11 protein-coding genes are annotated in these 13,226 nt (G+C 38.7%); all 11 read right to left on the bottom strand.

Translation table 11 applies throughout. The annotated features are described in order from the left end of the window. Window positions 1–13: 13 nt before the first annotated feature. Complete coding sequence (locus tag QME58_05485; GenBank protein ID MDI6803284.1) at window positions 14–2,098, bottom strand: peptidylprolyl isomerase; 2,085 nt, start codon at window positions 2,096–2,098, stop codon at window positions 14–16. Between the two features lie 9 nt (window positions 2,099–2,107). Then, window positions 2,108–3,520, bottom strand: coding sequence for a YchF/TatD family DNA exonuclease (locus QME58_05480; protein ID MDI6803283.1), 1,413 nt, complete (start codon window positions 3,518–3,520; stop codon window positions 2,108–2,110). A 131-nt stretch (window positions 3,521–3,651) separates the two neighbouring features. Further along, window positions 3,652–5,877, bottom strand: coding sequence for a TonB-dependent receptor (locus tag QME58_05475; protein MDI6803282.1), 2,226 nt, complete (start codon window positions 5,875–5,877; stop codon window positions 3,652–3,654). Beyond that, on the bottom strand, window positions 5,874–6,407 hold the full coding sequence (locus QME58_05470) for a hypothetical protein (GenBank protein ID MDI6803281.1): 534 nt from the start codon (window positions 6,405–6,407) through the stop codon (window positions 5,874–5,876). Before QME58_05470 ends, QME58_05475 begins: the two co-directional genes overlap by 4 nt. A 58-nt stretch (window positions 6,408–6,465) precedes the next feature. After that, window positions 6,466–7,746 carry a DUF790 family protein gene (locus QME58_05465; GenBank protein ID MDI6803280.1) on the bottom strand — a complete coding sequence of 427 codons (1,281 nt, stop codon included), beginning with the start codon at window positions 7,744–7,746 and terminating at the stop codon, window positions 6,466–6,468. Between the two features lie 7 nt (window positions 7,747–7,753). Continuing rightward, window positions 7,754–9,142 (bottom strand): DEAD/DEAH box helicase, encoded by a 1,389-nt coding sequence (locus tag QME58_05460; GenBank protein MDI6803279.1) that lies wholly within the window; start codon window positions 9,140–9,142, stop codon window positions 7,754–7,756. 50 nt (window positions 9,143–9,192) lie between these two features. Further along, window positions 9,193–9,765 carry a hypothetical protein gene (locus tag QME58_05455; GenBank protein MDI6803278.1) on the bottom strand — a complete coding sequence of 191 codons (573 nt, stop codon included), beginning with the start codon at window positions 9,763–9,765 and terminating at the stop codon, window positions 9,193–9,195. A gap of 8 nt (window positions 9,766–9,773) precedes the next feature. Then, window positions 9,774–10,511: a hypothetical protein gene (locus QME58_05450; protein ID MDI6803277.1), complete on the bottom strand. Its 738-nt coding sequence runs from the start codon at window positions 10,509–10,511 to the stop codon at window positions 9,774–9,776. Further along, window positions 10,508–11,266 carry a sulfite exporter TauE/SafE family protein gene (locus QME58_05445; protein ID MDI6803276.1) on the bottom strand — a complete coding sequence of 253 codons (759 nt, stop codon included), beginning with the start codon at window positions 11,264–11,266 and terminating at the stop codon, window positions 10,508–10,510. Before QME58_05445 ends, QME58_05450 begins: the two co-directional genes overlap by 4 nt. A gap of 86 nt (window positions 11,267–11,352) precedes the next feature. Beyond that, entirely contained in the window at window positions 11,353–12,027 is a 675-nt protein-coding gene (locus QME58_05440; GenBank protein ID MDI6803275.1) for a hypothetical protein, read from the bottom strand. A gap of 33 nt (window positions 12,028–12,060) precedes the next feature. After that, complete coding sequence (locus QME58_05435; GenBank protein MDI6803274.1) at window positions 12,061–13,224, bottom strand: class I SAM-dependent rRNA methyltransferase; 1,164 nt, start codon at window positions 13,222–13,224, stop codon at window positions 12,061–12,063. Window positions 13,225–13,226 lie beyond the last annotated feature (2 nt).

Genomic DNA, 13,226 nt, shown 5'->3' with positions numbered 1-13,226 from the left:
CTAATAGTTATTATCACCAAATCTTCTTCAAATCCAAAACTCTATCATCGCTTTGAATTGTATTCACGATATCCATTCCCGAAATAACTTTTCCGAATATCGTATATCTTCCATCGAGATGAGGTTGAGGCGATTGCGTAATAAAAAATTGAGACCCTTCAGTATCTTTTCCTGAACTCGCCATACCTACAGAACCGACTTCGTACGTTATCGGTGAAAATTCAGAACGAATTGAATACCCCGGTCCTCCCCATCCCGTTCCTTCAGGATCGCCCCCCTGAATTACAAAGTTTGCAACGATGCGATGGAAAACTGTTCCGCGGAAAAAACCTTTTTCAACTAATCGAACAAAACTCAACACCGTAAAGGGCGCCGCATCAGCATTAAGTTCTATTCTTATATCGCCACGTATAGTTTCAATTTTCACGATTGGATATTTTCGGATTGAATCTAAATATTTATAATCATAATCAACATAGATTGGCTGCATATGTAATTGAACATCCTTCGAATAATCTTTGCCCGTAATGGATTTTAACGCCAAGGCAGCCTCGTTTGCAATTGTTCGTTCCGGAACTTGCAACAGTCGGCGTAAACTTTTTAATGCTTTTTCGTCCTTCAGCAATCCTAATGTTGTAATTATTTCCTGTATCGCATCAGTGTCTTGTGGAATTCTTAAACGGTTCAAAGCATTCAATAACGGGTCAACCGATTCTTTTCTCAAAAAAATTGAATCACGTAAAATAGTTGCTGCCGTAGAAACAACAGCAATCTCACGACTCTCAAGTCTGCTTATAATTTTGCTGTATGAATTTTCAATCAACTCTTTTTTATTATTCTGTCTTTTACACAACTGTTGCAACCCCTCTAATGCAGCAGCTGCGGTTAATGGGTCTTTGTGCTCGCTAAATTTCAATAAATCATCAGCCACTTCAAACGAACCAGTTTGAGCCAATGCCTCTACAATTTTAGGTAAAAGCTGTCGTGAAGCATCAAAATTTTTACGAAGAACATCGACCGCTTTTCCCTTTACTAATTTTGCATAAGTAATCGAAGCTTGTCCCTGATATTGCCAACGGTATGTGTTATCCGGATTTTCGACAATTCTTCTCAGCCATTGGAAAGTTTCTTGAACAGTCTTATTACCATTCTCCTCTTTTAAATTCGTGTTTGCAAAAGCTGATAATGCTGTTAAAGCGATGTGCATATTTTCGTCATAAAACGCCCGCTTAAAAGTTTCTACTGCGTTCTCGTTGTTTTTCAAATAAAAATTTGCAAGTGCCCGAATGGCATTAACACGCACCCGCCAATCACGATCATAATTTGCCATCCGTTGAAGCGGATCAAGACAATATTTTTCATCCTTCAACCGTCCTAACAAAGTTGCCAAATTCATTCGTACAATCGGGTCGCCGCTTTTATACATAGGGGCAATGTTATGAATTTCATTCAGAATTTCCTGATGATTTTCAGACATTGAACTGATTCGCATTAGCGCATACATTGTTCGCCAGTTTACCGGCGATTCGGGATTGATGAATGAAGTTAAATACTTGATTGCATCGGAGTTATATATATTACGAATTGCAAACCGCGCAACCGACATAGTTAATCCGTTTACAAAAACTCGTGGGTACAAAGTCCCATAACGAATCATCAGTTGATTCAGCGCTTCTTCAGTCCCAAATTTCCCAAGTTCTTCAATCAACCGCTCATCGACTAAAGTATTCCCGAGTTGTTTCCATATCAATTGAGTTTCTAAATCTATCTTCCCTTTCGAACTGAGTATAGTTCCGGTTTGTCCGATTGCAAAAGCCGCGGCACTTTGAACTGCTCCACTTTTATCTTTTAAATTTCTTATTAATAGATGTAGAACTGTTGTATCCTGAATACTTCCGAAAGCAAATGTAGCTTTTTCACGCACAACATCGTCGGTATCAGAGAGAAAACTAACCAACTTGCCGTCGTGGACTGTGCGCAAATCCTGCATCTTGAGAATAAGTTCAATTTTACTGCGTCTGATTTGCTCCTTCTCCTCTTCAGTTTGAGTAAAACAAACTGCTGAAATCAGAACGAATAAAAGAAATAATGTTTTCATTTTTCCCTCTTAAAAATATGGACGGTTTTTAAATTTTGCACCAATCTCATTCTCTACAAATAAGCGTGCATTCATTTCATCTCCACCTGTTAGGTCAACTATAGTCATGGTTACATCGCCGATTAAGTTAACAGCTTCTTTAGCGAAATCTATCATCGCGGGGAAATATTTCTCACCGTCGATCCTCATCATCTCTCCATACTGTGTGGGGTCGGTGGAATTTAAACTAATCGATACAGAATCGATGACGCCGATAAGATCGGGAACAATATTTCGATGGTTGATAATGTTACCGTGTCCATCTGTATTGAGGCGAACTTTCCCGCCATTTTGTTTTACCCACTTGCCAACATCTTTCACAACGTCAAGACGAATAGTCGGCTCGCCGAAACCGCAGAAGACAACCTCTTCGTATTTCTTCGGGTCGCCAATAGATTCTATAACTTCAGCCGATGTTGGTTCTTTTCTGATTTTAAGGTTGTGTCCTTTCACTAATGCTTCCCCCTGGCGGTCGCAGAACCAGCAATCTGCATCACACCGAAGTGTGATGTTTAAATAAAGTGAGTTCTTAATTTTGTAAGCGATTGTCGCTTCAGGATATTTACCGATGCCGAATAATTTATAAACACCTAAATTCGATGCACGGCAAATATCCTCGACTGAAAGTTTTTGAATTTCTGCAACTTTATCTGCTACATATTTTACGTAGGCAGGTTCATTCCTTTTACCACGATGAGGGACAGGCGTTAAATACGGACTGTCAGTCTCTAATAAAATATGTTCGATGGAAACTCTCTCGACAACTTCGGTGAGTTTAGATTTCTGTCCGTGCTTGGGTTTAAAGGTTATTGTGCCGGGTGTCGATATATAAAAACCAAGATTGATTACTTTCCAAGCCAAACTTGCATCGCCCGAAAATGAATGGAACACACCTTTTGGTGCCGGATAACGGTTATTAGGAATGCTGCTGCGCCAGTTCGGTGCTTTCCGAACCTCTTCTTTTACAATTGATATTGTATCGGATTCTGCCTCTCTCATGTGCACGATGATTGGCAGGTCGCGCCGCTGAGCTATCTCGATTTGCCTGGTAAAAACTTTTCTTTGAATTTCCTGAGGCGAGTAATTGTAGTGGTAATCTAAACCAATTTCACCGATGGCAACAACTTTTGGGTGGTGGCTTAATTTTTCGATATCTTCGAGTAATTTATCACTCGCTTTTGCTGCATCGTGGGGATGAAAACCGACTGCTGCATAAATGAGTTCATATTTTTCGGCTAACTCGATTGCTGCTTTGCTCGATTCGAGGTCAGTTCCGGGATTTATTATAAACTCAACACCGGCATCCTGAGCGCGTTTTACAACCTCGGCGATATCATTTTTATAATCGGCGGAATTTAAATGTGCGTGTGAATCTATGAACATTTTAGAATTTAGATTTTAAATTTTGGATTTTGTTCTTTGTGATAATATAGTAAAACGAATCTGAATTGGCAAAAGGAGAGATTAAACCATTGGTCTATTGATTCATTGTTCCAACGATAGAACGAATCAATCTATAATGAAGTTTCTAATCTCAAAACAAAATTTCTTATCGGCGCAACATTCCCAATTAACTCAACATAATTGTACTGCAGCAAGTTGTTAATATGGAATGAAGACCTCAAAGGAACTTCGCCAAACTTAAATATTGAGCTTATGTGTGTATCGATGACGTAAGTTGGAACACGCTTCTCTGCATCTACGATATACAATGTAAATTCTTTATCGATCCTCTCGATCCGGCTTATGTAACGAAAATCAATTCCAAACTCGAGATTCGAGTAACTCAAAACTGAATTCACATAGAACAGATGTTTCGACCGGAACCTCAAGATATCGTTCTCCACTCGATCCATTGGTTTTAGATAAGTGTAAGATAAATTCATCAGAAAATAATTTTCGAAGAACGAGGTTGTAGCGGATACTTCTAAACCTTGTATCCGTGCTCGTGTTACATTTATAAACTGTCCGGTGAACGGTGAAACAAATTTAGCCTCTATCAAATTATCATATTCAGTTTGGAAGATTGATGCATCTGCATTAATATTTTTAGAAACAATCCGGTTAATTCCGACCTCAAAATTCCAACTTTTTTCAGGTTTTAGACTGGGATTTGGAATAATTGTAATCCCACTTGCAGTTGTTGAAGTAAACGCTTCACTAGCAGAAGGCGTCCGAAAAGCCCGCCCGACGGAAAATCTAAGACTTGTTAGCGGATCGTGTGAGTAAGCGACTCCTAATTTAGGATTGATTTGAAATTGACTTTTGAGTGAATCGAGTTTAGAATAATCGATGCGAGTGCCGAATGTAAATCTCAAATCATCCTGCATTTTGTATTCATCTTGCAGATAAAATGCAGTATTGAATCCAGATCGATTTCCAAAAATATCCGACCGAACACGATTGTAATTCCCTTGCACACCTAACGTAAAAATATGGTCTGCAAACATTTGATAATTGAACTGAACTTCGGCATCCATAAAATTGGATATAGAACGGTCGCCCATAACTTCGACGTCATTCCGCCAATCTGTGTGATACCAAACTCCTTTTATTGAATATGTAAACCTATCCGTAACAATGTTTGTAAAAAGCGATGAAGCCGAGAAACGCTTCGAGATAACTCTGTCGCCTAATTGATCGGCAGGCGGAATCAAGGCGCTATCAAGATTTCTCCAGTAAAGAAAATTGTTACGCCGCTGTTCAATATAATTAAACGATAGCTTTAATTTTTTTGAATGCGTAAATTGATATTGATTTTTCGAATACAAATTCCATCGCAGCCACCGACTGTTTTGGCGATAACCATCGTCTTCAGTCCGGCTGATAGCGAGCAAAGTTTTAAGGTCGTCAAACTTTTGTGAGTGTGATACATAAAAACCATTAATGAATTGTTTTTTTGAACTCCATTCCCATTCGGGATGATAAGGTTTATCATAAAATCCACCATAAAGTCTAAAATACGTTTGAGGTAGGTCGGGAATTTCTTTTGTAAGCACATTCACGACCCCACCCACTGCACCCGAACCATAGAGAGCCGAAGCAGCGCCTTTTAAAATTTCAATTCTATCAACGTTAAAAGTCGGTACAGATTCAAAAACCAACTCACCTGTATCACCGGTTAGCAGCGGGATGCCATCCACCAACATCAAAGTCCTGCTGCCGACTCCTTTGCTGTAACCGCTTGAACCCCGGATGCTCACCTGCGATTCAATCAAGCTTACCCCGCTTACTTGCCGCAGTGCGTCGTCAATTGTAATTGCATTACGACGTTGAAAAGTTTGCGGGTCAATCACACTAACCGATGCCGGAACTTCGGCAAAACCTTGTTCACGTTTTCCTGCTGTGATAACTACCTGTCCGACTTGAACTGCCGCCGGTTCAAGTCTAATGTTCAATATTTTTTCCTTGCCTGCCTCGATAACTACGCCGGAGATTTTTTCTTTCCGAAAACCAATCATCGATACAACAAGTATGTATTTTCCTGTACGAATTTTTTGTACCGAATAGTTACCATCGAAATCTGTAATAGTTCCGATGAGTGTCCCTTTTATCATAACGTTTGCTGATGGAAGCGGCTGGTTGTTTTCTTTATTTGTAACTGTCCCTTTAAGAATTCCATATTGTTGTGCAAATGAAAGTGATGCTGTAAATATCAAAAGCGATATTTGTATTTTGAATTTGTTTCGTATTTCATATTTCGTCCGCCACTGGTGGATTCGAATTTTTATAAAGTTCACCGTTCCCTCCCAGTGATACCAAATGGTTGCGGCGGTAAGCTGTCGTAATTAACGTATATATTTACATTTTCCAAAAACTTACCGGGTTCTACAAATATTTCGTCGGAAGTTATCCGCATAGAGTCGGATGAGTAAACACCGACAATTTTCCATTTGCTCGAATCAAATATAGCTCCTGTTGTTTGTGCAACTGCTATGTATTTATATAATGCCGGTGGGAGTACAAATCTAAATTTTATTGAATCTTCTTTTATAAGAGATAACGGCGATTGAAGAATGGAAGGATAAATTTGAATTGAATCGGATCCGGATAAAATTAACATCATAATTTCATTCATACTACGAAATTTCCGATCCATTTTGGCAGCAAAGAGCCGGTGTTCTTTTAATGAATCGGGGAATGTGCCTTTGTAATAAATTGTGCCGGTTATTCCCTGTTCAATTTTTTCTTTGGGAGGGGGAGCTAATCCGTGATCGCAGGAGAGAATTGCACAGGAAACTACGAAAAGAACTATGGATAAAGTTTTCATCGTGATAGAATATTGGTTTTTAGCTATAAATATAGACTTTTATATATAAAAGGCAAAATCAATTATTACCACCATCAAGCTCTGCAACAACACTCCTCGCAATGTTTTTTAATTCAGCCCTGCTCGAATAATAGTATATTTTAACAAATTCTAATTCCGATAAAACATTTTCACCGTCGGAGGAAGTCAAACTAAGATTTCGGTTTACGATCAAAATTAAATTTCTATCCTTGAGTAGTTTTATCTTCTCAATTTTCCGTTGCAAGTATTCTTCACGCCAGTATCCTACGATTTCAATTAATATTTGTTCTTGAGTGTTCCGGTTTACTAATACAAAATCGGGTATGAAAAAACCGATATGCTTCCCTTCTTCCGACTTTAACGGTATAATCGTCCCCTCGTAACTTACATCCAGATCAGAACTATATCTTGTTATGTAACGCATAAATGCTTCTTCGTCGGAAGACTTAAACTTCTCGGTAATATCCACTTTGTTTGCGAATAAATCACTCATCGAATTGTCGAGTATAACCGTTTCGATATTCTCACTTATGGTTTTCGCAAACTTTCGGTTGAGAATATCAACCTGGACTTTCCAAGAACACATGGTTTCCTGAACCAGCATCTCCATCAATTGTGCTAACCGATTTCCATAAATCGTCGTGTGCATAAACAAACCGAAAGGACCTGTAACATTAAAGACAATATCATTACCATTTTGGACTGTATCATACATTAAATGGCATTTCTTGAGGGACCAAATTATACTCGTGTACGGTGAATTCTTCTCAGTATAAACCGGAATGGCTAATTTTAATCCGATGGATTTTCTTAACTTCCACTTCAATCGCCGACTGTTGAGCGCCCTGATTATGCTGCTCGGGTCAGTTGCAGTTACTTCCGGTTTTATCTTTAGTAATTTTTCTTCCGGAATATCGGCAAAGAAATATTTCTCAATAACTTTAGTTTCAAGGTTGAAATATTTGCCCGCAGTACTGAATATTTCATCCGATGTCGGCATAAACAACCCACTCTCGGATGTAATAAAACCGTGTCCTTTATCCCATACAGATGTGAATATATATTTCCGAATATCGGCGGGTGATAAGTTATTCGGCAACTCATCATCGAAACTTTCTGTTATATATTCAGCAATTTCACGGCGCAACTTCCGAATAGATTCTTTTTTTTCGGAAATATTTATTCCCTCAATCTCCTCGGTTACCTCACGCAGGGGTTTGCCGACAAAATTTTGCAACTCTTGAAAGATTTGAGCAACGTCTTTACACAGTGGTTTATCGTTCGGATCTAAAGTCCATTTAAGTATTTTATGTTTCACTTTGAAATTAGAAAAGGTTGACCTCAGCAGGTTTGTTCGTAACTTTAATCGGAAGTGCAAAAGATATTTCGTAAACTAAAGCTTCCTTACTTTTTCTCTTGCGAAGCACGCGTCCACGCCGCTGTATATAACTAATTGTTTCCACTTTACTGTTTTTTCTACCGGCAATAATAACCGCGACATTTGCTTCAGGCAAGTCGATACCCTCTTCCAATGCTTTTGCAGTAACAAGGGCACGGCATTTTCCTTTCGTAAATGCGTCAAGATAAAACGAACGCTCATCCGATTCTATATCAGCCGTAATGGCTGGTATTAAGAAACGTTTTGATATTTCGTAAGCGGCGTAACGACTTTCAGTAAAAATTAAAATCCTGTCGTTTTGATGATTTTGTAAAATTTCTTCCAACCTTGCAAGACGACTCGGTATTGATTGCCAATATCTATAAGCACGCAACAGAGACCTTTGGGCAAGGTCAACGTCATCGGGATAATACAGGCGTTCACGAACAAGCCAACTGCTGTCCTGAATTCTGTGTTCTGCTTTTGCACGATACCAAACTTTCTCAATAGGTTTACGAATGTCATAGTAGGTTTCAATTTCATTTTTCGCTGGCTTTAAATGAACGGATATTCTTCGATACACAGATAAGATTTCATTTTCAATCAAGTCATCAGTTGCTTTTTCATAAACAATCGGACCGATTAAATCACTTAGCAAAGCAAGTGCACTGCTTACCGGAGTTGCTGTTAGTGCAAGTCGATAAGGCGACATACAGAACCTTGCCGCATTAGCTGATTTTCCTTCCGATAATTTTTTATGAATCTCGTCATACACAACAAGCTTCCATCGATTGCCCAAAGTTGCCATATAAATCTGGGCACTTTTATAAGTTGTAACCGTGATGGGCTTAGGATTAAAGATATCATCACCAATAATTCCTATGTCCTGCTGAAAAGCAGTCCGCAATTGTTCATACCATTGATAAACTAGTACTCTTGTCGGTACGACCACAAGAACAGAACACTTTGCATCTTCGATAGCTAAACGAGCTATCAACAAACGAGTCATAAAACTTTTGCCGGCACCCGTCGGTAAGACAACCATACCTCGCTTATCGGCTTTTTCCCAAGCTTCGATTGCTTTTATTTGAAAATCGAACGGGTCAAGCGATTCGCTGTGAGTGATATTTGTAACTTCATAAAATTTTGCTGCGTTGTTCTCAATAGCTATCCTCTTTTCTTCACAATATTTTATAACTTCAGAATATTTATAAGCAGGCGAGATGAAGTAATTAAGTGGATGTTTTTTAAAGAATATAGATATTAAATCTTTATCTGCTTCTCCTCTTAGTTGAAGCATGCCTTCATAAAATATAAGTGTTGGGAGATGATCCATTTCAACAAGTCAGACCAATTAGAGTTCTGTATAACTTCATGGCAAGTACATCAACTTTTCATAAACGCTTCAAAGGTATTTCTTATAAACTCGTTCTGCGGGTTGAGCTTTATCGCTTTTTCAAACCACAACTTAGCTTTTTGTGGAAACTTGCGATTGCCTAATAAATAACTTACCGCCATATCATTGTAGGCAAGACTGTTAGTGGGGTCAATCTTTATTGCTTTGTTCAACAATCTTCTGCCTTCGGATAATTTGCCACCTATACAAAGTATCCAACCAAGATTACGGTTAATTTCTGTGTGATTAGGTTCCAATTTATCGGCAATTCTTAAATGGTGGAGAGCAAGTTGGAAGTTCATCGTTCTTCCTAATGCACAGCCAAGCAGGTAATGGCTTTGATAAAAACCAGGTTGATAATTTACACCTTTTTCAAGCGGGTCGATTGCTAAAACAGGCGAGCCGAGATGCAAATACATATCTCCGATAAAACAAAGGACCGGAACAAAATCCGGACACTCCTTTAATAATTCTTCTGTCATTTCTACCGCTCCCATAAAATCGCCGGCATCTGCAAGCGATGAGGCTTTCATCATTACATCATATATTTTTTCTTGAGACATAAGAATATTTATTTTTTGTTTCCTTTATGGAATCCGTGCCGGTTTGCATAATGTTGAACTGAACTTTCAGTAACACCTAATTTTTGTGCGATATTTTTGTACGCCATCTTTTTATAATTCTTTTTCAGAAAAGCGTGCATCTCATCGGTCCATTTATTTAGCCAAGGTCTCTTTATTTTTAACTTGAAAGCTTTCTTCCAAATACTCCGCTCCGATCGTTTCAGAATTTTTTCCATCTCCTTCAACGAAAATTTGGGGTCCTGAAACATCTTGATTAATTGTTCTGTTTCTTCCTCCGTCCAACGTGCAGCTGCCGGTTTTGTGAGACCTAACTTTTGAGCTTTAATGAGAACTCCATCTTTTGACCGACCGAGAGTTCGACTTATAGAAAGATTTGATTTCGATCCATAGTGGCGAGTGAGATAACGTTTTTCCCAATCAGACCATTTACGAAAGTCCTCCCTTCTTAAACCGAGACGGATTGCTTTAGTCCGCACACTATCTTGCGTGCGATTAACTCGAGTAGAGATATATGGAGACCCACGCTTGGGGTAATATTTTTTTAGAAGCAATAAATCTTCTTCCGACCAACTATCCGGTTTCGCGAATTTAATTTGAAGCTGCATAGCTTTCATTCTGACGGCGTGCACAGAGCGTCCAATATTTTGTGATACATAAGTAGCACCCTGTTTTGGATAATTCTCTTTTAAGAATTGAATATCTGATTCTGTCCAAATATTTTTCATGACCATAACTCCTTAATTAGTTTTATACCGGCAATTAGTAAAACAGCCCCTAATAATTTTTGTAAGATATCGGGTTGAAATTTAAACGCACCTAATCGTGAGCCGATTTGCCCGGCTATTAATACCACAATACCGAAAATCAATGCTATATCGAAATGAATAGGAGCGCTGAGTGATTTTGCAGCTAAGGCGCTCAACGAATTTAAAATTATAAATGCCGCCGATACAGCAGCGGTTTTTTTTGCATCCGCCCAACCGGTTAGCAGTAGGAACGGACTTAAAAATATTCCGCCTCCGACACCTGTAATACCCGAAAGAATTCCGATTACAAAACCGATAGGAATTCCCCAGTAAAATGCCTTGCCCGAATATTTCTGCCAACGGGTTTCAATCCGGTTTTTTACAAACAACAATCGTCCTGCTGCTAACAATAATACTGACCCTAATATAATTGTAAACGCAAGCGATGAAACTTTTAAAAGTCCGCCAACAAAAGCCGCTGGTATCGAGCTAATTATAAAAGGAAGTAAAAGCTGAATCGAAAAATGTTTTGCCCGGTAATAATTTATAAAACTGCTGCTGGCTACTAAAACATTCAACACTAAAACAACGGGGGCGATTTCGGAACGGGCAACACCGGCAAGTGCAAACAGCGCCAGATAACCCGATGCACCACCATGACCGACGCTCGAATACAGAAACGCCATCAAAAAAAATAATGGGATAATTTCCCAAGGAATTTGTAACTCGACCAACTCTACATTCTCTCTATTACTAATTGCTAACTTGACCGCCGATTCCGCCTCTGGCGGAGAAGGCGGATAGCAAACCGACCATTAGTTCACCATCCTGTTCCAAAACTCAATGAAATACTAAAACCGCCGAAATCTTTTTTCTTCACAAATTGCAAACTTTCGATACCTGATTGGTAGGGTATAAAGTAATAACGAATATTTACACCTAATATGTTTTTTTGTTCTGAACCGAAGAAAGCACCGAAACCGACATAACCACCAACAGTGTAATGCGCTTTTCCATACTTCAAAGATTCAAAAAATTCAATCTCATAAGGAGTTGAAAATATTAAGGTCGGCCCTGTCATCACCGAAACATAAGGACGAAAATTATCAACTATTTCATCTTTAAAAAGTCGATATTCAACTCCAAATAGAAGCGGAAAAACTATAAATCTGTTCACTTTATTAGGTGTAAACAGCGCCCCCGTGTAAGGATTATAAACTTCCATTTCCCTTTCATCTTTTGATTCGGCGATCGATAAATTTACTTTTCCTGTGAACTCGTCAGAAAAATTATAACCATAAAAATTACCTAAACCAAAACCATTTGTAGAAATAATTAAATCCATCCCCCAACTATTTTTTACTAAATAGGATTGAGGTTTACCGAATAATAAATTTCCCTGTGTTAGCATCATAGTATCAGTTTTCTTGTGTTGTGCTAAACTAAATGCTACGGCGATAAATGAGAATAAAATTATATAATGCGATTTTTTCATTTCAGTAATATTTTATAAAAATATAATACTTTTTTAAAACACTTCAAATATTCCGAACTTCAGGTATTTTGTTTCCGGCATCGCGGGTAAAACAGGATGGTCGGGTGATGCACCTCGCCATTCTAACAGACGGATTTTTTTTCCGGTTTCCTTAGCGCTCTTAATAATGACTTCCATGAAGAGTGCTTCATCGATATGATGAGAACAGGAAGCACTTGCCAGTATCCCGCCGCTGTTCAATAACCGAATTGCGTTTGAATTAATTTGCTTATACCCAAGCTTGGCAGTAGTTATGTTTTTTTTACTTTTTGTAAATGAGGGTGGATCTAGAATAACGACATCGTATTTTTCGTCAGTGCTTTTTAGAAAATCGAAAACATCACTCTTTTGAAATTTGCATATATCGGCAAGTTGATTTAGCCCAGCATTTTGTTGTGCACGCTTTACCGCTGTTTCAGAGATATCGATACCGAGCACATTTGCTGCACCGGCAAAACCGGCATTCAGTGCAAAACCCCCATCGTTGCAGAAACAATCTAATACTTTCGCGTTTTTAACATACCTTCTGATAGCAAACCGGTTTTCCCGTTGGTCTAAAAAGAAACCAGTTTTTTGCCCCTCGGATAAATCGACCTGATACTTAATTTCGTTCTCTGTGACAATGGTAGGTCCAATTTCCCCTCGCACTACCTCTTTAATTTCCGGTAAACCTTCTAACGATCTCAACGGCGATTCATCGCGTCGGATAATTCCTGCCGGTTTGAAAATTGATTCCAACACATCGCAAATAAGTGTGATATGTTTATCCATCCCGTAAGAGAAAGTTTGAATTGAAAAGCAGTCGTTGTATTTATCGATTATCAAGCCCGGCAAAAAATCGCTCTCGCCATACACGAGGCGAAAACTCTCAACATTATTGAAAAGCTTTTTCCGAAGAGCTAATGATTTTTCGATTCGGGTTTTATAAAACTGAAAATCTATATCTTCATCTTCGGTTGTTAATAACCTGAATACAATCAGAGAATTTGGATTGTAGAATCCTTTACCGATGAACTCGCCGGAATGATTGCGCAGTTCTACAATATCGCCGGCTTGTGGCACAGCAAAAATTTCTTGAATTTCGTTACTGAAGACCCAGAGATGCCCCGAAAGGATTCGCTTGTCTTCGCCTTTTTTAAGTTTGATAATATTTTTCATAG

The sequence above is a fragment of the Bacteroidota bacterium genome (assembly GCA_030017895.1).
Lineage (GTDB): Bacteria > Bacteroidota > Ignavibacteria > UBA10030 > BY39 > JASEGV01.
Note: the sequence above shows the minus strand (reverse complement) of the source record. Positions and strands in the feature narration are given on the sequence as shown.